We start from the raw sequence: 22683 nt of genomic DNA, 5'->3' as shown, positions 1-22683 counted from the left end.
TCTCAGTTCACAGCGGACGTCGCTTCGACATGACGCGGCAAGGTCACCCGAATACGGGTGCCGCGTTGGCTTTCGGTGTCAGCCGGGCTGTCGATGGTGATTTGTCCATAATGCTCTTCAACGATGGAATAGACCAGTGCAAGGCCCAGACCGGTACCTTCACCAGGGTCCTTGGTGGTGAAGAAGGGTTCGAACAATCGGTCCATGATGTTCTGTGGAATACCGCTACCTTCATCTTCGACGATCAGATCGACCGTATGTTCGAAAGCCTCGGTCTTGACGCGTACCGCACCGCCGGCCGGAGTGGCGTCACGGGCGTTGGACAGCAGGTTGATCAGCACTTGGGCCAGGCGTTGTGAGTCGCCATCCACCCAGTGGTCGGGATCGCATAAATTGAAGAACTGTACTTCGAAATTGCGCCGGTTCAAGGCCAAGAGCCCAATGGCATCCTGCGCCACTTCGGCCAGGCACACCGCTTCGTCCTGATTCTGATGGGCGCCGGCATGGGCGAAGCTCATCAGCGACTGCACGATGCGTGAGACGCGCTTGGTCTGTTCGAGAATCTGCCCGCTGATCTCAGTGATCTCGCCGTCTTCTTCGCGTTCTTCGCGCAGGTTCTGCGCCAGGCAGGCGATACCGGTGATCGGATTGCCAATTTCATGGGCCACGCCCGCCGCCAGCCGGCCGATGCTGGCCAGACGCTCGGAGTGCACCAGCTTGTCTTCGAGCATCTGGGTTTCGGTCAGGTCTTCCACCAGCAACACCAGGCCGCTGTTACCGGGTGCCAGGGGCTCGTCGATGGCGGCTTTGTGCAGGTTGAGCCAACGGGTCTGGCCGTCGAGCGCCAGGTGCTGTTTGTGCAAGTGCTCGTCGGGCAGGTTGATAAAGCCTTGCAACAATTCTTTCCAGGGATCGCCAAGCGTGTTCAGGCGTGAACCGACCACGCGCTGTGCGGCGATGCCGGTGAGTTCTTCCATGGCCTTGTTCCACATCAGGATCTCCTGGTCCTTGGCCAGGGAGCACACGCCCATCGGCAGTTCCTGCAGGGTCTGGCGGTGGTAGCGGCGCAGGGCGTCAAGTTCGGCGGCGAGGCCGGTGAGGCGTGAGTGGTAATCCTCCAGCCGGCTCTCGATGAAATGGATGTCTTCGGTGACGTAGTTTTCGCCGCCGGCCTTGTAGGGCAGGAAGGTTTCCACCATGTCCTGGGACACGCTCGGTCCCATCAGCCCGGACAGGTTGGCTTCGATGCGATCACGCAGACGGCGCAGCGCGTAGGGGCGCCGCTCATCGAACGGCAGATAGAGATCGCGCAGCGCCTGTTCGACCTCTTTTTGCGCCGCCTTGGCACCCAGTGGCTTGGCCAGTTGCGTGGCGAACTCCTGGGGTGAGGCTGCATGCAATTCGCGGCGCTGTGGGCGACGCACGTTGTCCACAGCGCAGGCTTCGGCGGCGCTGGTTTCTTCCGGGCTGGCGTTGGTGAACAACGAGATCAGGGTGAACATCAGGACGTTGGCGGCCAGGGAGGCAATCGCGGCCATGTGCCAACTGGTGTCATCGAGCACGTAGATCATGTTCAACAACGGGATGTAGAAGCCCTGCAGATTGCCGACCAGCGGCAGCAGCATGGTCACGACCCACACCAGGATCCCGGCCAGCAAACCGGCAATGAAGCCACGGCGATTGGCGGTCGGCCAGTACAGCACCGACAGCACTCCCGGCAGGAACTGCAAGGTGGCCACAAACGCGACAATGCCCAGGTTGGCCAGGTCCTGCCCGGCGCCCAGCAACAGATAGAACCCGTAGCCGGCCATGATGATCGCGACGATCAGCGCGCGCCGTGTCCATTTCAGCCAACGGTAGATATTGCCCTCGGCCGGCGGCTGGTACAGCGGCAGCACCAAGTGATTCAGCGCCATGCCGGACAGTGCCAGGGTCGTGACGATGATCAGCCCGCTCGCCGCTGACAATCCACCCACATAAGCCAGCAGCGCCAAGGCTGGGCTGTTGGCGGCAATGCCGATGCCGAGGGTGAAGTATTCAGGGTTGGTGGTGGCCCCCAGTTTCAGGCCGGCCCACAAGATCAGCGGCACCGCCAGGCTCATCAGCAGCAGGAACAACGGCAAGCCCCAGCTGGCGCTGACCAGCGAGCGCGGGTTGAGGTTCTCGGTGAATGTCATGTGGTACATGTGCGGCATCACGATGGCCGAGGCGAAGAACACCAGCAGCAGCGTGCGCCATGGGCCTTCCTGCAAAGGCGTGTGCAGGGCGGCGAGGGCGGTCTGGTTTTGCAGCAACCAAAGCTCAAGCTGCTGTGGGCCATCGAACACGCCGTAGAGCGCATAGAGGCCGACGCCGCCGATGGCGATCAGCTTGATCACCGACTCGAAGGCAATCGCAAATACCAGGCCTTCATGTTTTTCGCGGGTGGCGATATGGCGCGAACCGAAGAAAATCGTGAACAGGGTGATCAGCGCACAGAAGGCCAGCGCTACGCGATGTTGCACCGGCTCGCGGGTCAGGATGCTGATGGAGTCGGCCACCGCCTGGATTTGCAGGGCCAGCAATGGCAGCACGCCGATCAGCATGAAAACGGTGGTCAGCGCGCCCGCCCAGGTGCTGCGAAAGCGGAAGGCAAACAGGTCGGCCAGGGAAGACAATTGGTAGGTACGGGTGATCTTCAGAATCGGGTACAGCAGCACCGGTGCCAGCAGAAACGCGCCGGACACCCCGAGGTAGCTGGACAGAAAGCCATAACCGTACTGATAGGCCAGGCCCACGGTGCCATAGAACGCCCAGGCACTGGCGTACACACCGAGGGACAAGGTGTAGGTTAACGGATGGCGAATGATCGCCCGCGGAATCATTCCGCGCTCACTGATCCAGGCCACCCCGAACAACGCGGCCAGGTAGGCGGCGCTGATCAGCAGCATCTGGGTGAGGCTAAAGCTCATCGGCATCTTTTTGGCTCTGCAGGATGAAAGTCACGACGATCAGGATCAACCACAGCAGATAAGGGCGATACCAGGCGCCCGTGGCGTCGATCCACCAATCCATGATGGCGGGGGAGAACAGGTAGATCCCGACGACCAACAGCAGGACCAATCGATAGATGTACATGTTGGCCTCTGTGTAAAAACGTGCGGCGATGGTAACGGATGCTTGGCAAGCTGCAAGCGCCTTCAGCTCAATTGCGCTTCGGCCAGCGTGAGTGTGCGCGGGATCTGCGTGGCATCCCAGTGCGCAATGCCCCAATGCAGCAATTCCCGCGGGCTGGCGTGCAACAGTTCGTCGCCGGGTTGCTGGCCTAGGGCGCGTAATGCCCTCAATAGCAAAGGCGTGGCCTGGTCAGGTGTCAACGGCGGCGAACGGTAGGATTTGCCCAGTTTATTGCCGTCCGGCTGGATGATCAGTGGCACGTGCAGGTAGCGCGGTTGGCGCAGGCCGAGTAGTTCTTGCAGGTAGAGCTGGCGAGGCGTCGAGTCCAGCAGGTCGGCACCGCGCACGATATCGGTCACACCTTGCCACGCATCGTCGAGTACCACCGCCAGTTGATAGGCGTACAGGCCGTCGCGGCGACGGATGACGAAATCGCCTACGTCGCGGCCCAAGTGCTGTCGGAATTCGCCCTGGACGCGGTCGGTAAAGTGGTACTCAAGCTCGGGAACACGCAAACGGATGGCGGCGTCTTGCTGGTCATGGCCAGCATTGCGGCACAGGCCCGGGTAGATCCCGTTGTAGGGTTCAAGCTGTTTGCGTGAACAGGTGCAGGCGTAGGCCAGGCCGTGGTTGAACAGGTCGTTCAGGACTTTGGCGTAGGCCTCGTGCCGCTCGCTTTGTAGGATCCGTTCACCGTCCCACTCGAAGCCATAGCTTTCCAGTGCGTGCAGGATTGCGGCCTGTGCGCCGGGTTCTTCACGGGGTGGGTCGAGGTCTTCCATACGCATCAGCCATAGGCCTTGCTTGGCGCGGGCGTCGAGGTAGGAGGCGAGGGCGGCGACCAGGGAGCCGAAATGCAAGTGGCCGCTGGGTGTGGGGGCAAAGCGCCCGATATAGGTAGAGGCTGTCATGGGCCGGATACTACTGGAAATTCGGTAAACGCCAGAAACAAAAATGGAGCGTTCGCACGCCCCATTCGTTCAGTTCGGCTGGATTACTTGCCGACCTGTTTTTCCTTGATTTCAGCCAAGGTCTTGCAGTCTACGCAGAGGTCCGCGGTTGGGCGGGCTTCCAGGCGACGGATGCCGATCTCGACACCGCAGGATTCGCACCAGCCGTATTCTTCGTCCTTGATCAGCTGCAGCGTCTTGTCGATCTTCTTGATCAACTTGCGCTCGCGATCACGGGCGCGCAGTTCAAGGGCGAATTCTTCTTCCTGGCTCGCACGGTCGGCCGGATCAGGGAAGTTGGCTGCTTCGTCCTTCATATGGTCAACCGTGCGGTCGACCTCCTGCATCAAGTCCTGTTTCCACTTGTTCAGGATTTTGGTGAAGTGCTCGCGCATGGGCTCGCCCATGTACTCCTCACCTTTCTTTTCTACGTAAGGTTCGAAGCCATTGAGGCCTTGAGTCTGCTGTTGCTTTGCTTGGGTGGACATGAATAGACCGCCTCTCACTCTTCTAATCCATTGCGCAGGATTGCAACGTCACCGACACCTGCCGGCCCTGCGGCTGCAAGCGGGCGAACTTACCAGATAGATTCGGGGTGCGCCACTCCCGGTTGTCGAGGCCCACGGCAATGGGGTTGCAAACTGCATCAGCCCGTCGTTGCTGGGTATGTGTTGCCTCAGATGTAGATTTTAGTCGTTTTGCTGGCGCTTGCCCGGACGACACCTGCCGTCGGGCAGGCAATAGAACATGTTTTACGGCGCGGGTTCGGTAGAATCCAGATTTTGTCCTCACCGTTAAGGAAGGCTAATGGCTCAGCCCTACAGTGCGCGCAGTCGCGCCATCGAACCTTTTCATGTCATGGCATTGCTGGCGCGCGCCAATGAGCTGCAGGCCGCCGGCCATGACGTGATCCACCTGGAAATCGGCGAGCCGGACTTCACCACCGCCGAACCGATCATCCAGGCCGGCCAGGCAGCGTTGGCCAACGGCAAGACGCGCTATACCGCCGCCCGTGGCTTGCCTGAGTTGCGCGAGGCTATCAGCGGTTTCTATCAGCAGCGCTACGGGTTGAGCGTGGACCCCGAGCGCATCCTGATCACTCCCGGCGGCTCTGGCGCATTACTGCTCGCCAGCAGTTTGCTGGTGGATCCGGGCAAGCATTGGCTGCTCGCCGACCCTGGCTATCCTTGCAACCGCCACTTCCTGCGCTTGGTGGAGGGGGCGGCGCAACTAGTTCCGGTCGGCCCTGAGGTGCGCTATCAGTTGACCGCCGACCTGGTGGCCAAGCATTGGGATCAGGACAGTGTGGGCGCTTTGGTGGCATCGCCAGCCAACCCGACCGGCACGATTCTCACCCGTGATGAATTGGCCGGTCTTTCAACTGCCATCAAGGCGCGCAACGGCCATCTGGTGGTGGATGAGATTTACCATGGCCTCACCTACGGCACCGATGCGGCCAGCGTGCTGGAAGTCGACGACGATGCGTTCGTCCTGAATAGTTTTTCGAAGTATTTCGGCATGACCGGTTGGCGCCTGGGTTGGCTGGTGGCACCACCGGCGGCGGTGGGTGAGTTGGAGAAGCTCGCGCAAAACCTCTACATCAGTGCGCCGAGCATGGCGCAGCACGCGGCATTGGCCTGTTTTACCCCGCAAACCCTAAGCATTCTGGAAGAGCGCCGCGCTGAATTCGGCCGCCGTCGCGATTTCTTGCTGCCCGCCTTGCGCGAGCTGGGATTCGGTATCGCGGTTGAGCCGGAAGGCGCGTTCTATTTGTATGCTGATATCAGCGCGTTCGGCGGTGATGCCTTCGCATTTTGCCGCCACTTCCTCGAAACCGAACATGTGGCCTTTACCCCTGGCTTGGATTTCGGCCGCTACCAAGCCGGCCACCATGTGCGTTTTGCCTACACCCAAAACCTCGATCGGCTACAGGAAGCGGTGGAGCGGATCGCCCGTGGCTTGCGGAGCTGGCAAGGCTGATGCGCTTTCATCCTCCCCTCGAAGAAGCGCGGTTGATTCGTCGCTATAAGCGTTTTCTTACCGATATCGAAACCGTTACCGGTGAGTTGCTGACCATTCACTGCCCCAACACTGGCTCGATGCTCAATTGCATGGTCGAAGGTGGGCAGGTCTGGTTCAGTCGCTCCAACGACCCCAAGCGCAAGTTGCCCGGCACCTGGGAAATCGCCGAGACGCCCCAGGGCCGCTTGGCGTGTGTGAACACGGCGCGTGCCAATCAACTGATCGAGGAAGCGTTGCATGCGGGTGTCATCACCGAGCTGAACGGCTTCACCGCCTTGAAGCGTGAAGTACCTTACGGTCAGGAGAAAAGCCGCATCGACTTTCGTTTGGAGTATCCCGACGGCGCGGCCTACGTCGAAGTCAAAAGTGTGACCCTGGGTTTCGACGGTACTTCGGTGGCCGCTTTCCCTGATGCGGTGACCCAGCGAGGCGCCAAGCATTTGCGCGAGCTGGCCCATCTGGCGCGTGACGGTGTGCGGGCGGTGCAGTTGTATTGCGTCAATCTCTCGGGGATTGATGCCGTGCGTCCGGCCGTGGAAATCGACGCCGGCTACGCTGCGGCCTTGCGTGAAGCCGAGGCGGCCGGGGTGGAGGTGCTGGCGTATGGCGTGCGCGTGACATCCGAAGAAATATGCGTGGACCGGCGCCTGGACGTGCTGCTCGACTAGAGTTCCACCCACAGCCCCTGGGCGTCTTCGCGGCCGGGCAGGGCGGTGAGGCTTTGTCCGGCGCAAGGGCCGGAGATGCACTCGCCGCTCTCGATCAGGAACAGCGCGCCGTGGGTGGCGCACTGGATCAGGCTGGCGCTGTCGTCGAGGAACCGGTTGGGCTGCCATTCCAGTGGAATGCCGCGATGGGGGCAACGGTTGATATAGAAGTAGGCAACGCCGTCCCGGCGCACGGCCAACAATTTGCAACCATCGATTTCAAAACCGAGGCTGCTGTCTGGCTCGAGGGTATCGGAGGAGCAGAGAAACTTCATTTCAGTCCTTAAGTGCCTTGACGTTCAAATGCAAACAATTATCAAATGCCGGCTTCGCCCGTTGGCTGACCGGGCGCTCAATACGATGCGGGGCAGGGATTATCTGTCACATTGATGAGCGTTTGAGCGGCCCTGCCCCTGGAAGGAAACCCTGTTATGCGCCTGAGTGCCAGTGCTATTGCGCTTGTTGTCGGACTGCTGGTCAACCCTGGGGCGCAAGCCTCTGAACTGCCACAACGTTGGGTGAGTGCCGGTGGGGCCCTGTCGGAATGGGTGACGGCCTTGGGCGGTGAGGCGAAATTGGTGGGGGTAGACACCACCAGCCAGCATCCGGAGTCGCTTAAGGCGTTGCCGAGCATTGGCTACCAGCGGCAGTTGTCGGCTGAAGGCATCTTGAGTCTGCGTCCGCAGGTGTTGGTGGGTACTGAAGAAATGGGCCCGCCGCCCATCCTTGCGCAGATCCGCAGCGCGGGCGTGCAGGTGGAGATGTTTTCCGCGCAGCCTGACTTGCCGACGTTGAAGGGCAACCTTCAGCACCTGGGCAAGTTGCTGGGCGCAGAGGCCAGGGCCAACGAATTGTTTACCGGATATGAGCAAGCGCTGGATCAGCAGAAGCGCTGGGTCGCCAAGGCTCAGAGCACCCAAAAGGCCCCCGGCGTATTGCTGTTGCTGGGTCATGCAGGCGGCAAGCCGCTGATCGCGGGTAAAGACACGGCGGCTGACTGGATGTTGCAGCAGGCGGGCGGACGCAACCTGGCCACCCATACCGGCTACAAGCCGTTTTCGGTGGAGTCGTTGGCGGGGTTGAGCCCGGATGTGTTGGTGTTTGCGGATCGTGCCTTGACCGGGGATGCGGCGCGTGCGGCGCTGTTCAAAGAAAACCCGATCCTGGCGTCCACGCCGGCGGCCAAGGCTGGGCGGGTATTTGAGGTAGACCCTACATTGCTGGTCGGCGGGCTTGGGCCGCGTTTACCACAAAGCCTCGCGGACCTGTCTGCCGGGTTCTACCTGTCCCAGGCCAAGCCAGCCCAATGACCACTCTGGTAAAACCGAAGACGCTGTTTGTTGGGCTGGCGCTGTTGTGTGCCTTGGCGATCTGGCTTTCTTTGGCGCTGGGACCGGTCAGCTTACCGTTGCTGGATACGCTAAAAGCCGCTTTGCGCTTGATGGGGCTGCCGATTGAGGCTCAAGGGCTGGAGCAGGCTGAGCTGATCCTGGGGCAGATCCGTTTGCCGCGCACGTTGCTGGGCTTGGCCGTCGGTGGTGTGTTGGCCTTGTCTGGGGTGGCGATGCAGGGGCTGTTTCGCAATCCCTTGGCTGATCCAGGCCTGGTGGGGGTTTCCAGTGGCGCTGCGCTGGGGGCGGCGGTAGCGATTGTCGGGGGTTCGTTTTACGGCGGTTTGCCGGATGCGTTTGGCCCCTATCTTCTGTCGCTGTGTGCATTCCTGGGTGGGCTGGGTGTGACTGCACTGGTCTATCGACTGGGGCGGCGTAACGGCCAGACCAACGTCGCGACGATGCTGCTCGCCGGCATTGCCCTCACGGCGCTCGCCAGTTCGGCCGTGGGTCTGTTCACCTACCTGGCCGACGACGCCACCTTGCGCACGCTGACCTTTTGGAACCTGGGCAGCCTCAACGGCGCGAGCTATTCGCGCTTATGGCCATTGTTGCTGGTGAGCGCGGGCGTGGCGCTTTGGTTGCCGCGCCGGGCCAAGGCGTTGAATGCCTTGCTGCTGGGTGAGTCGGAGGCCAATCATCTCGGCATCGATGTGGAAGGGCTCAAGCGCGAACTGGTTTTCTGCACGGCGCTGGGCGTCGGGGCAGCGGTGGCTGCCGCGGGCATGATCGGTTTTGTAGGGCTGGTGGTGCCGCATCTGGTGCGTTTGCTGGCGGGGCCGGACCATCGCGTGTTGTTGCCGGCATCGGTTCTGGCAGGTGCGAGCCTGCTGTTGTTTGCCGATCTGGTCGCACGGCTTGCCCTGGCGCCGGCTGAATTGCCGATCGGTATCGTCACCGCATTTATCGGCGCGCCGTTTTTTCTTTACCTGTTGTTGCGGGGGCGTGCCTGATGCTGCGTGTGGAAGACCTGCAGATCCGTCGTGGTCGCAAAACCGTGCTGGCGGATGTCACCCTCGACCTATTACCGGGGGAAGTACTTGGCGTGCTGGGCCCCAATGGTGCGGGCAAAAGTACGCTGCTCGGTGGGTTGTGTGGTGAGTTGCACCCCGACCAAGGCAATGTGTGGCTGGATCAACGCCCGTTGAGTGAGTGGAGCGGTGCGCAGCGGGCACAACGCCTGGCGGTATTGCCGCAAAGTTCGACGCTGGACTTTGCTTTCCGTGTCGAAGAGGTGGTCGGCATGGGGCGCTTGCCTCATCAGACCGGGCGAGTCCGCGATGACCAGATCATCGAGGCGGCCCTGCAGGCGGCAGATGTCGGCCACTTGAGCGGCCGCAGCTACCTGGCGTTGTCCGGTGGCGAGCGCCAGCGGGTGCACCTGGCACGGGTGCTGGCACAGCTGTGGCCCGGTGAGGCGGGGCAGACGCTGTTGCTGGATGAGCCGACGTCGATGCTGGATCCTTTGCATCAACACACCACTTTGCAAGCCATTCGTACCTTTGCTGATCGAGGGGCGGCGGTGTTGGTGATCCTTCACGACTTGAACCTGGCAGCGCGCTACTGCGATCGGATTCTGCTGCTGGAAGCAGGGCGCCCGCATGCTTTGGATACACCCGCGCAGGTAATGCAACCTGAACCGTTGAAGGCGGTGTTTGGATTGGATGTGCTGGTGCAGCCCCATCCGGAGCGTGGGCATCCGCTGATCATTGCGCGCTGAAGTCGGCTTTTTTACAGGCAAAAAAAGACCCGGCAAGAGCCGGGTCAAATAACCGTGATTAGCCTGATGAGGAGATAATCTGAGAGTCCGAACCAATGGTCTTTCAGTTATCGGCTGATCTCGCGACCAGTTGTGATAATCATAACGATTCTCATTTGAGAGTCAACATTTGTTTTTGCATGTTCTCTGCGTTTTCTCAAACGCCTGTTCGCAATGCCTGTAAATGCTGGGGTTAATCGACGAGCTAATTCTTCTGGCGTGCCGATAACGCGTCCAATTGGCGGTTCAACGCTTCCTTGCGCTCGGCAGGAATGTCATTCCAGTGCACATCCATCAAGGCCCCTTCTATTGCATACAGCAATACTTTCGAGGCGCGAAACCCGCGTGTCCGGACGGCCCGGTAAGCATCGACCGCACCCAGGCGGCGCAAGTCCGACGCACTGTGGATGCCCACCGCATGCAGCCACTGTGCTGACGTCTTGCCGAGGTTTTTCAGGTGTTGCAGCTCATCGTTCATCAAGCCTCCTTGCGACGGCCGAATGGTGCGGTGGGTATCGAGACCAGGCAAGCCTGCAAAGGAGTGTAGCGCTCAGTAGGAAAAGCGTAGTTCTTTAGTCGGAAACGGCCTAAAGCTTATAAGAATGGCGAGGTCAGGCAGGAGGGAAGTCCCCGGCTCGGCTGCGCGAACCGGGGCTTAAGCAGCGCGTTTCAGCGGGTGCGGTAGCGCAGGCGAGTACCGAAATTAACCGACATGAGGATCTCATCAGCGGTCAGCTCTGGTGGGAAGTACGTTCCGGAAATCTGCGCATGGGCCAGGCTGGCGCCTTCCAGTGGGCAGTCACGCAGGTCCAGGCCGCGCAGGTCGGCGGAGCGGAAATAGGCATCGGTGAAATCCACGCCAGCGGTGTTCAGCTCACGCAAATCCAGCCCACGGAAGTCGCCACCGCGCATGTCGATGACCCCGTCTTTCGGGCGTTCCTGGTTGAAGCCACGGATATCGTCTTTATGCAGGAGCGAGTAAAGCGGCGTATCAAGAAGCTTGGGGTGACTCATGACGGCGACTCCTGTTGGATTTATGACGCCATTATAGTGCCACTATTGCTTGGCCGTGCCCCCTAAGTAGACGACACGACCAAGAAATTTTTCTTACAGACCAGGCAGGCGCTGACGAATATGCGCCACCAGCGCATCGAGGGTGCCACTTTCATTGGTCTCAACCCGTTTGCTGAGGAGCAATTCCTCGGCAGTCAGCGGGTCACGCTTGGCCTGCTGTTCTTCGATAACAGCCAGTGTCGCGTCGGAAGGATCGTTTTTGTCCGCCTGACGTTGTGCCAACCAACTGGCGATAACGGCTTGCGGCGCATTGCAATCCAGGATCAGGAACGGGGCGCCGGTGGCCTCGGCTACTTTGGCCGCTGCATCGCGTTGTTCGCGTTTAAGGAAGGTCGCATCCAGCACCACCGGGTAACCGGCGCGTAGCACGGTATCGGCGATTTCATTCAAGCGTGCATAAGTTGCCGCACTGGCGTCGGCCGCATAGATCCCGGCCTGTGGCGTGTTTGCCACCTGTTGTTCGCCGAACAGGCGCTTGCGCTCCACATCCGAACGCAGGCGTACGGCGCCCAGGGCTTCCACCAGCCGCATGGACACGTGGCTTTTACCGACGGCCGACACACCGTGGGTAATGGCCAGGAAGCGCGACGGAATGGTGCTGTAGCTTTCTGCCAGGTTGGCGTAGTTGCGGTATTGGCGCAGGGTCGTGGCGCGTTGCACCGGGCTGGCTTCACTCGGCATGCTGAACAGCGCGATCTTGGCGCGGACCAGAGCGCGATAGGCTTTATAGAAGTTCAGTACTTCCAGGCCTTGATAGTCACCGGTCAGTTCCAGGTACTGGCTGATAAAGCGACGAGCCAGGGACTTGAGGCCCCGGTCTTCAAGGTCCATGGCCAGGAAGCCGGTGTCGGCGTACACATCGGTAAAGCGGAACGGCTCGTTGAACTCAATGCAGTCGAAGATCACCACATGGCCATCGATCAAGGTGGCGTTGCCCAGGTGAATATCACCGTGGCATTCGCGGGTGAAACCGTCTTTTTTACGCTGGGAGAACAGCGGCTTGAGGCGCTCGAAGCTGCTTTCGGCCCAGGCCAACAGGGCGTCCAGCTGAGCCAGGTCGGCTTTGTCGCTGAGGAACGGACGGATCTGGTCGAAATTCTGGCGAACCGGTGCCATGACTTCATCCGGAGTGCCGGCCGGGTGTTCCTGCGGGACTTTTGGCGCCGTGAGGTGGAAGTGCGCGATTTGCTTGGCCATCTCATCGATGTGCGCGCTGGTCAGTTCACCGTTGGCCTGCAAGGTGCTGAGCAGTTGGCTCTGCGGGAACTGGCGCATTTTCAGCGCGTATTCGACGACCGGGCCATCGCCGCCCAATTGCGGGGCTTCGGCACTGCCGGTGATCGGCAACACTTCAAGATACAAATCTTCGGTCAGGCGCTGGTTGAGGCGCAGTTCTTCGCGGCAGAAGTGACCGCGCTTTTCCAGGTCGGTGAAGTCGAGAAAGCCGAAGTTCATCGGCTTCTTCAGCTTATAGGCATACGGGCCGGTGAGGACGACCCAGGAAATATGGGTTTCGATGACTTGAAACGCTTCAACCGGGTGAGGGTATAAAGCCGGGTTTTGCAGGGCAGCGATCAGGGACTGGCTCACGGGCGATCCTTCAAAGTCTGGGGAAAAACATGGCGGGCATTATGGCCGCTACGAGCGGTCGTGCAAACCGCTGTCCGGCTCATGTTGATCATCAATAAAGTGCGTATAATCCGCCGCCATGACTCGAACCCGATCTCCCCGTTCCCGTAAAAAACCTCCTTCCCGTGGCCTGCGCCCTTGGCTGGGCTGGGCGCTCAAGCTCGGCCTGGTAGGCCTGGTAGTACTCGCTGGCTTTGCGGTGTATCTCGATGCCGTGGTGCAGGAGAAGTTCTCTGGCAAGCGCTGGACCATTCCGGCCAAGGTGTACGCACGCCCGCTGGAACTGTTCACCGGCCAGAAGCTGAGCAAGGACGACTTCCTTACCGAGCTCGACGCCTTGGGCTACCGCCGCGAACCCGTGAGCAACGGTCCCGGTGCGGCCGCCGTCAGTGGCAACACCGTCGACCTGAATACCCGTGGCTTCCAGTTCTACGAAGGCCTGGAGAAAGCCCAGCCGGTGCGCGTGCGCTTCTCGGGCGATTATGTAGCCGAACTGTCGTCGCTCAACGGTTCAAAGTTGCCGGTGGTTCGCCTCGAACCGCTGATGATTGGCGGCATTTACCCGAAAAACCTTGAAGATCGCATCCTGATCAAGCTCGATCAGGTGCCTCCATACCTGCTGGAAACCCTGGTTGCCGTTGAAGACCGTGATTTCTACCATCACTGGGGTGTCTCGCCCAAGTCGATCGCCCGCGCGGTCTGGGTGAACACCTCCGGCGGCAAGATGACTCAGGGCGGCAGTACGCTGACGCAACAATTGGTCAAGAACTTCTACCTGACCAACGAGCGCAGCCTGACCCGCAAACTCACCGAAGCGATGATGGCGATGCTGCTGGAGCTGCACTACAGCAAGCAGGAAATCCTTGAGGCGTACCTCAACGAGGTATTCGTCGGTCAGGATGGCCAGCGCGCCGTGCACGGTTTCGGCTTGGCCAGCCAGTTCTTCTTTGGTCAGCCGCTGTCCGAACTGAAGTTGCACCAGGTCGCGTTGCTGGTGGGCATGGTCAAGGGACCGTCCTACTACAACCCGCGCCGCAATCCCGAGCGTGCGCTGGAGCGTCGCAATCTGGTGCTCGACGTGCTTGAGCAGCAGGGTGTCGCCACCGCTGAGCAAGTCGCCGCGGCCAAGAAAATGCCACTGGGTGTAACCACTCGCGGCAAACTGGCAGACAGCTCCTTCCCAGGCTTTATCGACCTGGTCAAACGCCAACTGCGTGAAGACTACCGCGACGAAGACTTGACCGAAGAAGGCCTGCGGATCTTCACCAGTTTCGACCCGATCCTGCAGATGAAAGCCGAAGCGTCGGTCAATGACACCTTCAAACGCCTGACGGGCCGCAAAGGTTCTGATGAAGTCGAAGCGGCCATGGTGGTGACCAACCCGGAGACCGGTGAAGTACAGGCCATGATCGGCAGCCGTCAGGCCAGCTTTGCCGGCTTCAACCGCGCACTGGATGCGGTGCGGCCGATCGGTTCGCTGGTCAAGCCCGCCGTTTACCTGACCGCCTTGGAAAAACCGAGCAAGTACACCCTGACCAGTTGGTTGTCGGATGATCCGCTGTCGGTCAAAGGGGCTGATGGCCAGGTGTGGACGCCGCAGAACTTCGACCGTCGCTCCCACGGTACGGTGTTCCTGTATCAGGGTATTGCGCACTCCTACAACATTTCCACGTCGCGCCTCGGCCTTGAAGTCGGCGTACCGAATGTCCTCAAGACCATCGCGCGGTTGGGCGTCACCCGTGAGTTCCCGGCCTTCCCGTCGATCCTGCTGGGCGCTGGCGCAATGACGCCGATGGAAGTTGCGACCATGTACCAGACCCTCGCCAACGGTGGCTTCAATACACCGATGCGCGGGATCCGCAGCGTGTTGACCGCCGAGGGCGAGCCGCTCAAACGCTACCCGTTCCAGATTCAGCAGCGGTTTGACGCAGGTTCCATCTACCTGATCCAGAACGCCATGCAGCGCGTGATGCGTGAAGGTACCGGGCGTTCGGTCTACAGCGTGCTGCCGGCGAACCTGACGTTGGCCGGTAAGACAGGTACCAGTAACGACTCGCGCGACAGCTGGTTCGCAGGCTTCGGCCAGGACGTGTTGGCTGTCGTGTGGCTGGGGCGTGACGATAACGGCAAGACGCCATTCACCGGTGCGACCGGTGCGCTGCAGGTCTGGACCAGTTTCATGCGTAAGGCCGACCCGTTGCCGTTGAATATGCCGCAGCCGGATAACATCGTGCAGGCCTGGATCGATCCACACACGGGGCAGGGCTCCGATGCCAACTGTCCGGGCGCGGTGCAGATGCCGTATATTCGCGGCAGCGAACCGCCACCCGGCGCCGCGTGCGGTGGCAGTGCCCCTGCAGATGCGGAATCGGTGATGGATTGGGTCAAGGGCTGGATGAATTAAGCAAAGAGGGTTTCAAGTGAACAAGTGGTTGTTTCCAGCTATTACAGCTCTGGCTTTGCTCGGCGGTTGCTCCAGCGTGCAGCGCGGCTCCATTCCCGTGGTGGACTCGAGCACGGCCGTCTCCAATAACGATCGGATTTCGGCCAATGGCGGTTTCCGCCAGACCGTGACCAATCGTCCTGCCCAAGCCAAACCACAGGCCGTGCCGCAGGATTCGGGTGTGGTAGTGATGGTGCCAGGCGGTGGCGCAGCGACATCGGCACCAATCAGCGCCGAGCCGTGGACACCAGGGCCAAGCACTTCCGGCCCGATCGATACCGCGCCGATCCAGGCGGCCCCGATCAACCAGGGCACCTACAACATGCCATCGACGCCGAGTGGCATTCCATCCTCGTCCAGCGGCAGTGGCCTTTCGGCTGATGAGCAGCTGGATGGCCCGGTGCTGGCCTTGTTGACCACTGCCCAGCAACAACAGGCGGGTGGCGATTTGAACGGTGCGTCGTCGAGCCTTGAGCGTGCCCAACGCGTTGCGCCACGGGAGCCGCAAGTGTTGTATCGCCTGGCCCAGGTACGAATGGCCCAGGGTGATGCACCGCAGGCCGAGCAGTTCGCCCGTCGCGGCTTGTCGCTCGCCAACGGCCGTCCCGACCTGCAAGCCAGCCTGTGGGCGTTGATTGGCGACGCGCGTGCCGCACAAGGCGATGCCGCTGGCGCTGCCCAGGCGCGTCAAAAAGCCAAGGTCAGCCTCTGATGGATGCACGCTTTCCTGCTATCGCCGAACAGTTGTTGCTGATTGAGCGAGAGTTGCGCGTGCAGGGCTGGTGGGACGATGTGTCCCCCAGCGCCGAGGCGCTCAGCAGTGTCGAGCCCTTTTCCGTGGATACCCTGGATTTTCACCAGTGGCTGCAGTGGATCTTCCTGGTGCGCATGAAGCAGATCCTCGAACAGGACCTGCCGCTGCCCAATGCCTCGGGCATTCTGGAAATGGCCGAGATGGTCTATGCCGACCGCCCGCAAGAGAGCCTTGGCTTGCGTAACGCGCTGAAAAAGTTCGACCAATTGATCGTCGACGCTCGTTAATTGCCTGACTGCCGGGTTTTCCGGCAGTCTTGCGCACATTTCTACCGCTTGACGACATTCAGGCGAGTTTTATCCCTCCTCAAAGCCCTTTCTCCTACGTTCTCATGCGCTTAGTTGGAAAAAAGCGCAATTATTGCTTGACTTGAAGGGCCTGAAACAGAAGAATCCAAAGTCCGCTGTATCGGGACTGCCAGAAGCAGGCCCGCTCAGCAGATCATGAGGCGCACATCCGCGCCGACCTGTTACACCCGCAACGCGTTACCTCGCGCTGGGTGGGAAAAGCCCGCAACACTTGGGACGATCCCAATACTTGCTCAGTCAGTGCTGACGTAGTCGGCGACCACCGTCGCTCATGCTCTGTTGAGAAGTAAACCTATTAAGACCCGTCGGTTTTCAACGGACGGTATTCTGGCGTTTTAGAGGTGAACAACGTGGAGCTTTTATCTGGTGGTGAGATGCTCGTCCGCTTTTTGCGTGACGAAGGCGTCGACTATATCTACGGGTACCCAGGTGGTGCTCTGCTGCATGTCTACGACGCACTGTTCAAGGAACCGGCTGTTACCCACATCCTGGTTCGCCACGAACAGGCCGCGACCCATATGGCTGACGGTTACGCCCGTGCCACCGGTAAAGCCGGCGTGGTACTGGTAACGTCCGGCCCAGGCGCAACCAATGCCATTACCGGCATCGCGACTGCGTATATGGACTCCATCCCGATGGTGATCATTTCCGGCCAGGTGCCCAGCACCATGGTAGGGACCGATGCATTCCAGGAAACCGACATGATCGGTATCTCCCGGCCGATCGTGAAACACAGCTTCATGATCAAGCATCCTTCGGAAATCCCGGAAGTCATGAAAAAGGCTTTCTACCTCGCACAGTCCGGTCGTCCGGGTCCTGTCGTGGTCGATATCCCGAAAGACATGACCAACCCGGCGGAAAAATTCGAATACATCTTCCCGAAGAAAGCCAAGCTGCGTTCCTACAGCCCGGCTGTTCGTGGGCACTCCGGGCAAATCCGCAAGGCGGCAGAAATGCTCCTGGCGGCCAAGCGTCCTGTGTTGTACTCAGGCGGTGGCGTGATTCTGGGCGGCGGTTCCGCGCCTTTGACCGAATTGGCCAAGCTGCTCAACCTGCCCGTGACCAACACCTTGATGGGCCTTGGCGCATTCCCGGGCACAGACCGTCAGTTCGTCGGCATGCTCGGCATGCACGGCAGCTACACCGCCAACCTGACCATGCACCACGCCGATGTGATCCTGGCAGTGGGCGCACGTTTCGATGATCGAGTAATCAACGGCGCGAGCAAATTCTGCCCGAATGCCAAGATCATCCACATCGACATCGACCCGGCGTCCATCTCCAAGACCATCAAGGCTGACGTGCCGATCGTAGGTCCTGTTGAAAGCGTATTGACCGAAATGGTTGCCGCGCTGAAGGACATTGGCGAGACGCCGAACAAGGAATCCGTCGCCAGTTGGTGGAAGCAGATTGACGAATGGCGCGGTGATCGCGGCCTGTTCCCTTACGACAAGGGCGACGGCAGCATCATCAAGCCACAAACCGTGATCGAGACCCTGTGCGAAGTGACCAAGGGCGACGCCTTTGTGACCTCCGACGTAGGCCAGCACCAGATGTTCGCCGCGCAGTACTACAAGTTCGACAAGCCTAACCGCTGGATCAACTCCGGTGGCCTGGGCACGATGGGCTTTGGTTTCCCTGCGGCCATGGGCGTGAAACTGAGCTTCCCGGACACCGACGTGGCGTGCGTCACCGGTGAGGGCAGCATCCAGATGAACATCCAGGAACTGTCGACGTGCCTGCAGTACGGCCTTCCGGTGAAGATCGTTTGCCTGAACAACGGCGTGCTGGGCATGGTTCGTCAATGGCAGGACATGAGCTACAACAGCCGTCACTCCCACTCCTACATGGAATCGTTACCGGATTTCGTAAAATTGGTTGAAGCCTATGGCCACGTCGGCATTCGCATCACCGATTTGAAAGATCTGAAGCCGAAGATGGAAGAGGCGTTCGCCATGAAGGACCGCCTGGTGTTCATCGATATTCAGGTGGATACCAGCGAGCACGTCTACCCGATGCAGATCAAAGACGGCTCTATGCGCGACATGTGGCTGAACAAGACGGAGCGTACTTAATCATGCGGCACATTATCTCCCTGCTTCTGGAGAACGAACCCGGCGCTCTGTCTCGTGTTGTCGGTCTGTTTTCGCAACGCAACTACAACATCGAAAGCCTGACCGTGGCTCCGACCGAAGACCCGACTCTGTCGCGCCTGACGTTGACCACTGTGGGCCACGATGAGGTGATCGAACAGATCACCAAGAACCTCAACAAGCTGATCGAAGTGGTCAAGCTGGTCGACCTGTCGGAAAGTGCCCACATTGAGCGCGAGCTGATGCTGGTTAAAGTCAAGGCCACGGGTGCCCAACGTGCCGAGATCAAGCGCACTACCGATATTTATCGCGGGCAGATCGTCGATGTGAGCGCCAGCGTTTATACCGTTCAACTGACCGGTACAAGCGACAAGCTGGACAGCTTCATCCAGTCGATCGGGACGGCCTCGATTCTGGAAACGGTACGCAGTGGTGTCACCGGGATTGCCCGTGGCGACAAAGTACTCAGCATCTAACCCAAATTAGCGAATGGCCTTACGGCCTGGATATATAGAGGAACCTCATGAAAGTTTATTACGATAAAGATTGTGACCTGTCGATCATCCAGGGCAAGAAAGTCGCCATTATCGGCTACGGCTCCCAGGGTCACGCGCAAGCTTGCAACCTGAAAGATTCCGGCGTTGACGTGACTGTTGGCCTGCGCAAAGGCTCGGCCACTGTTGCCAAGGCTGAGGCCCACGGCCTGAAAGTGACTGACGTTGCTTCCGCCGTTGCTGCTGCCGACCTGGTCATGATCCTGACCCCGGACGAGTTCCAGTCCGCGCTGTACAAGAACGAAATCGAGCCGAACATCAAGAAGGGCGCCACCCTGGCCTTCTCCCACGGCTTCGCGATCCACTACAACCAGGTTGTGCCGCGCGCTGACCTCGACGTGATCATGATCGCGCCGAAAGCACCGGGCCACACCGTGCGTTCCGAGTTCGTCAAAGGCGGCGGCATCCCTGACCTGATCGCGATCTACCAGGACGCCTCGGGCAACGCCAAGAACGTGGCACTGTCCTACGCTGCTGGCGTCGGTGGCGGTCGTACCGGCATCATCGAAACCACCTTCAAGGACGAGACTGAAACCGACCTGTTCGGCGAGCAAGCCGTTCTGTGCGGCGGTACCGTCGAACTGGTAAAAGCCGGTTTTGAAACCCTGGTTGAAGCGGGCTACGCGCCAGAAATGGCTTACTTCGAGTGCCTGCACGAACTGAAGCTGATCGTTGACCTCATGTACGAAGGCGGTATCGCCAACATGAACTACTCGATCTCCAACAACGCTGAGTACGGCGAATACGTGACCGGCCCGGAAGTGATCAACGCCGAGTCCCGTCAGGCCATGCGCAACGCCCTGAAACGTATTCAGGACGGCGAATACGCCAAAATGTTCATCAGCGAAGGCGCTACCGGCTACCCTTCGATGACCGCCAAGCGTCGTAACAACGCCGCTCACGGTATCGAAGTCATCGGCGAGCAACTGCGCTCCATGATGCCGTGGATCGGTGCCAACAAGATCGTCGACAAAGCCAAAAACTAAGTCGTACGTGTCAACGGAAAACGCGGCTTAGGCCGCGTTTTTTCGTTTGGGGGCAGGTTCTGGTATAAAGCTGCATCGTTTGCGGGCGAACACGCGCCGCAAGTATTTGTCGAATTCTTTTCACACCGTTGCAAGGTAAAGTCCATGACCGAACGTCCCGAAGAGCCAGGCCAGGCCTCTGACGCCGAAAGCCTGCTACCGATCGATGAGCATGTCGAAGAAGGGCATGATGCGGAAGGTCGCAAGGTCCGGCATCGTGGCATCTATCTTCTGCCCAACCTGTTCACCACGGCGAACCTGTTTGCCGGTTTCTACTCCATCATCAACTCCATGAGCGCCCAAAGCGCACTGGCGGCGGGTGATGCGGCGAGTGCCAGCAAGTATTTCGGTTTTGCTGCCATCGCTATCTTCGTCGCCATGGTGCTCGACGGCCTGGATGGTCGTGTCGCGCGCATGACCAATACGCAAAGTGCCTTCGGTGCCGAGTACGACTCGTTGTCGGACATGGTCGCGTTTGGTGTTGCGCCCGCGTTGCTGGCATTTGCCTGGGCGCTGGGTGACATGGGCAAGGTCGGTTGGATGGTTGCCTTCATCTATGTCGCGGGTGCTGCTTTGCGCCTGGCGCGCTTCAATACTCAGGTGGGGACTGCCGATAAGCGTTACTTCATCGGTTTGGCGAGCCCGGCCGCTGCAGGTGTGGTGGCAGGTATTGTCTGGGCATTCAGCGATTACGGCATCCAGGGTTCGAAGATGTCGTTCCTGGTGGCCTTGATGGTGGCTGCGGCCGGCATGCTGATGGTCAGCAACATCAAGTACAACAGCTTCAAGGAGTTGGACTTGAAGGGGCGTGTGCCTTTCGTGGCGATTCTGGCAGTGGTGCTGGTCTTTGCCGTGGTCTTCAGTGATCCGCCGCGCATTCTGCTGCTGGCGTTCCTGGTCTACGCCGCTTCAGGTCCGGTTCAGTACTTGCTGCACCTGCGCCGCGACAAAACATTGCCTTAATGTAATTTCCCCCATACTCCGCAGTCTATTGGTGCATCAGTTCTCCAATGCTGCGGAGTTGCCATGTTAATCAAATTGCCTAAAGCGTCCGATTGCCACGAATCGGACGTCACACCTGAATCCTTCTACCTCTCTCGCCGTAGCTTGCTCGGTGGTGCGCTTGCTGGCATCGCAGCCAGCAGCCTGCCGCGTTGGGCGAGTGCCGATGAGGCCGCGCGTTACGCTGATGTTGAACCGGGCAAGGCGCCGAATTGGTTTACCGAGAAACTGCCGGGAACGAAATGGCAGGCGATCACGGTAAAGGAAGAAGCGATCACGCCGTTCAAGGATGCAACCCACTACAACAACTTCTATGAGTTCGGTACAGGCAAGGGCGACCCGGCAACCAATGCGGGCTCACTCAAGACCGAGCCATGGAGTGTGGTGATTGATGGCGAAGTTGCGAAGCCAGGCCGTTATGCCCTGGAAGACTTCATGAAGCCGTATCAGTTAGAAGAGCGTATCTACCGGCTGCGCTGCGTCGAAGCGTGGTCGATGGTTATTCCATGGATCGGTTTTCCGATCTCTGCGTTGCTCAAGCAGGTTGAGCCGACTTCCAAGGCCAAATACATTCGTTTTGAAACCCTTCAGGATCCCAAGAGCATGCCGGGGCAGCGTTCGAGTTTTGGCTTGATCGATTGGCCTTATGTAGAGGGACTGCGTCTGGATGAGGCGATGAATCCCCTGGCGATCCTCGCTGTGGGGATGTATGGGCGTGAATTGCCTAACCAAAATGGCGCGCCGCTGCGGTTGGTCGTGCCATGGAAGTATGGCTTCAAGAGTGTGAAGTCGATTGTTCGCATCAGCCTTGTAAGCGAGCAGCCGAAAACCACCTGGCAGAGCATTGCAGCGGACGAATATGGTTTTTATGCGAATGTGAACCCTACGGTTGACCATCCGCGCTGGACTCAAGCGCGGGAGCGTCGTCTGCCGAGTGGGTTGTTCAGTCCCAATGTGCGCGAGACGCAGATGTTCAATGGCTACTCGGATGAGGTGGCCTCTCTTTATACCGATCTCGACCTGCGGAAAAATTACTGATGCGCTACCCGATCTGGCGTATTGGCGTCTTTATAGCGGCGGCGGTTTGGCCGTTGTTCTGGTTATATGAAGCTTGGAGTTCTGTCCTGGGGCCGGATCCGGGCAAGGTGTTGGTTGACCGGCTGGGGCTCGGCACGTTGATACTGTTGTTGATCACCCTGGCAATGACGCCGTTGCAGAAGCTTAGCGGTTGGGCAGGGTGGATTGCGGTACGCCGGCAGCTTGGGTTGTGGTGCTTTGCTTATGTCGTGCTACATCTGGCTGCTTATTGTGTGTTTGTGCTTGGGTTGGATTGGTCGCAACTGGGTGTGGAGCTGCGCAAGCGGCCTTACATAATTGTCGGGGCGTTGGGTTTCCTGTCGCTGTTGGTGCTGGCGGTGACGTCGAATCGTTACAGTCAACGCCGATTGGGCAGTCGCTGGAAGAAGCTGCATCGTCTGGTGTACGTGATTCTGGGGCTTGGCTTGCTTCACATGTTGTGGATTGTGCGGGCGGATCTCAAGGAATGGGCTATCTATGCCTCTATAGGTGCGCTGCTCCTGGTGCTACGGATCCCGCCTGTAATGCGCCGGATTCCACGCCTTATTGCGAAAAAGCCACTTTCTGCAACAAAAGCGTAATTAACGGTTGACGGCGAATTGTAACTCTCTATAATTCGCCCCACTTCCGGCGCAGTCGAAACGGAAAACTCTTTGGTAAACAATGGGTTATGTAGGTT

The 22683-nt window shown here is 59.5% G+C and carries 22 protein-coding genes; 14 read left to right on the top strand and 8 right to left on the bottom strand.

Features of this window, described 5'->3' with window-relative positions; translation table 11 throughout:
- Positions 1–2: 2 nt before the first annotated feature.
- The 4 genes from HX812_RS22225 to dksA form a co-directional block, all read right to left on the bottom strand.
- The gene (locus HX812_RS22225; protein ID WP_161630232.1) at positions 3–2957 is read right to left on the bottom strand and encodes a sensor histidine kinase; all 2955 of its coding nucleotides are present in this window, start codon (positions 2955–2957) and stop codon (positions 3–5) included.
- Positions 2941–3117 (bottom strand): hypothetical protein, encoded by a 177-nt coding sequence (locus tag HX812_RS22220; protein ID WP_003176118.1) that lies wholly within the window; start codon positions 3115–3117, stop codon positions 2941–2943. Before HX812_RS22220 ends, HX812_RS22225 begins: the two co-directional genes overlap by 17 nt.
- Positions 3118–3179: 62 nt before the next feature.
- Positions 3180–4067 (bottom strand): tRNA glutamyl-Q(34) synthetase GluQRS, encoded by an 888-nt coding sequence (gluQRS, locus tag HX812_RS22215; RefSeq protein ID WP_038844163.1) that lies wholly within the window; start codon positions 4065–4067, stop codon positions 3180–3182.
- Positions 4068–4150: 83 nt separating this feature from the next.
- On the bottom strand, positions 4151–4594 hold the full coding sequence (dksA, locus tag HX812_RS22210) for an RNA polymerase-binding protein DksA (protein ID WP_025857127.1): 444 nt from the start codon (positions 4592–4594) through the stop codon (positions 4151–4153).
- A gap of 319 nt (positions 4595–4913) precedes the next feature.
- Between dksA and HX812_RS22205 the strand changes: the two genes are divergently transcribed.
- Together HX812_RS22205 and sfsA are read left to right on the top strand one after the other, a co-directional pair.
- Entirely contained in the window at positions 4914–6086 is a 1173-nt protein-coding gene (locus tag HX812_RS22205) for a pyridoxal phosphate-dependent aminotransferase (protein WP_038844161.1), read from the top strand.
- Positions 6086–6796: a DNA/RNA nuclease SfsA gene (gene sfsA, locus HX812_RS22200; RefSeq protein ID WP_038844160.1), complete on the top strand. Its 711-nt coding sequence runs from the start codon at positions 6086–6088 to the stop codon at positions 6794–6796. The genes HX812_RS22205 and sfsA overlap by 1 nt, the downstream gene beginning before the upstream one ends.
- Here the strand turns inward: sfsA and HX812_RS22195 are convergent.
- On the bottom strand, positions 6793–7110 hold the full coding sequence (locus HX812_RS22195) for a Rieske (2Fe-2S) protein (RefSeq protein ID WP_038844159.1): 318 nt from the start codon (positions 7108–7110) through the stop codon (positions 6793–6795). The genes sfsA and HX812_RS22195 overlap by 4 nt on opposite strands.
- A gap of 156 nt (positions 7111–7266) precedes the next feature.
- Here HX812_RS22195 and HX812_RS22190 point away from each other — a divergent pair, with 156 nt between their 5' ends.
- The 3 genes from HX812_RS22190 to HX812_RS22180 are packed head-to-tail and all read left to right on the top strand — an operon-like array spanning position 7267 to position 9946.
- Positions 7267–8145, top strand: coding sequence for a hemin ABC transporter substrate-binding protein (locus HX812_RS22190; RefSeq protein ID WP_038844158.1), 879 nt, complete (start codon positions 7267–7269; stop codon positions 8143–8145).
- Positions 8142–9179, top strand: coding sequence for an iron ABC transporter permease (locus HX812_RS22185; RefSeq protein ID WP_038844157.1), 1038 nt, complete (start codon positions 8142–8144; stop codon positions 9177–9179). Before HX812_RS22190 ends, HX812_RS22185 begins: the two co-directional genes overlap by 4 nt.
- Positions 9179–9946, top strand: coding sequence for a heme ABC transporter ATP-binding protein (locus HX812_RS22180; RefSeq protein WP_038844156.1), 768 nt, complete (start codon positions 9179–9181; stop codon positions 9944–9946). The genes HX812_RS22185 and HX812_RS22180 overlap by 1 nt, the downstream gene beginning before the upstream one ends.
- 244 nt (positions 9947–10190) lie before the next feature.
- Here the strand turns inward: HX812_RS22180 and HX812_RS22175 are convergent, their stop codons facing one another.
- The 3 genes from HX812_RS22175 to HX812_RS22165 all read right to left on the bottom strand — a co-directional run bounded on the left by HX812_RS22175 (position 10191) and on the right by HX812_RS22165 (position 12649).
- Positions 10191–10463: a TfoX/Sxy family protein gene (locus tag HX812_RS22175; RefSeq protein WP_010206563.1), complete on the bottom strand. Its 273-nt coding sequence runs from the start codon at positions 10461–10463 to the stop codon at positions 10191–10193.
- A 191-nt stretch (positions 10464–10654) separates the two neighbouring features.
- Complete coding sequence (locus tag HX812_RS22170) at positions 10655–10999, bottom strand: pentapeptide repeat-containing protein (RefSeq protein WP_016976848.1); 345 nt, start codon at positions 10997–10999, stop codon at positions 10655–10657.
- Positions 11000–11092: 93 nt separating this feature from the next.
- Complete coding sequence (locus HX812_RS22165; protein WP_038844154.1) at positions 11093–12649, bottom strand: bifunctional aminoglycoside phosphotransferase/ATP-binding protein; 1557 nt, start codon at positions 12647–12649, stop codon at positions 11093–11095.
- A gap of 118 nt (positions 12650–12767) precedes the next feature.
- Here HX812_RS22165 and mrcB point away from each other — a divergent pair, with 118 nt between their 5' ends.
- From mrcB to msrQ, 9 genes are all read left to right on the top strand, one after another.
- Positions 12768–15092 carry a penicillin-binding protein 1B gene (gene mrcB, locus HX812_RS22160; protein ID WP_033898300.1) on the top strand — a complete coding sequence of 775 codons (2325 nt, stop codon included), beginning with the start codon at positions 12768–12770 and terminating at the stop codon, positions 15090–15092.
- 16 nt (positions 15093–15108) lie between these two features.
- The gene (locus HX812_RS22155; RefSeq protein ID WP_038844152.1) at positions 15109–15843 is read left to right on the top strand and encodes a M48 family metallopeptidase; all 735 of its coding nucleotides are present in this window, start codon (positions 15109–15111) and stop codon (positions 15841–15843) included.
- Positions 15843–16172 carry a YqcC family protein gene (locus HX812_RS22150; RefSeq protein ID WP_038844150.1) on the top strand — a complete coding sequence of 110 codons (330 nt, stop codon included), beginning with the start codon at positions 15843–15845 and terminating at the stop codon, positions 16170–16172. The genes HX812_RS22155 and HX812_RS22150 overlap by 1 nt, the downstream gene beginning before the upstream one ends.
- A gap of 431 nt (positions 16173–16603) precedes the next feature.
- Complete coding sequence (locus HX812_RS22145; RefSeq protein WP_038844180.1) at positions 16604–18328, top strand: acetolactate synthase 3 large subunit; 1725 nt, start codon at positions 16604–16606, stop codon at positions 18326–18328.
- Positions 18329–18330: 2 nt separating this feature from the next.
- Complete coding sequence (gene ilvN / locus HX812_RS22140; protein WP_003176102.1) at positions 18331–18822, top strand: acetolactate synthase small subunit; 492 nt, start codon at positions 18331–18333, stop codon at positions 18820–18822.
- 47 nt (positions 18823–18869) lie between these two features.
- The gene (gene ilvC, locus HX812_RS22135; protein WP_003176099.1) at positions 18870–19886 is read left to right on the top strand and encodes a ketol-acid reductoisomerase; all 1017 of its coding nucleotides are present in this window, start codon (positions 18870–18872) and stop codon (positions 19884–19886) included.
- Positions 19887–20030: 144 nt separating this feature from the next.
- Positions 20031–20888: a CDP-diacylglycerol--serine O-phosphatidyltransferase gene (gene pssA, locus HX812_RS22130; RefSeq protein ID WP_038844148.1), complete on the top strand. Its 858-nt coding sequence runs from the start codon at positions 20031–20033 to the stop codon at positions 20886–20888.
- A gap of 63 nt (positions 20889–20951) precedes the next feature.
- Positions 20952–21965: a protein-methionine-sulfoxide reductase catalytic subunit MsrP gene (gene msrP, locus HX812_RS22125; RefSeq protein WP_038844146.1), complete on the top strand. Its 1014-nt coding sequence runs from the start codon at positions 20952–20954 to the stop codon at positions 21963–21965.
- Complete coding sequence (gene msrQ, locus HX812_RS22120) at positions 21965–22585, top strand: protein-methionine-sulfoxide reductase heme-binding subunit MsrQ (RefSeq protein ID WP_033898304.1); 621 nt, start codon at positions 21965–21967, stop codon at positions 22583–22585. The genes msrP and msrQ overlap by 1 nt, the downstream gene beginning before the upstream one ends.
- Positions 22586–22683 lie beyond the last annotated feature (98 nt).

It is taken from the genome of Pseudomonas sp. IPO3749 (assembly GCF_013386605.1).
GTDB classification, from domain to species: domain Bacteria; phylum Pseudomonadota; class Gammaproteobacteria; order Pseudomonadales; family Pseudomonadaceae; genus Aquipseudomonas; species Aquipseudomonas azotoformans_A.
The sequence above is the reverse complement of the archived record's forward strand: the minus strand, read 5'-3'. Positions and strand labels throughout refer to the sequence as shown.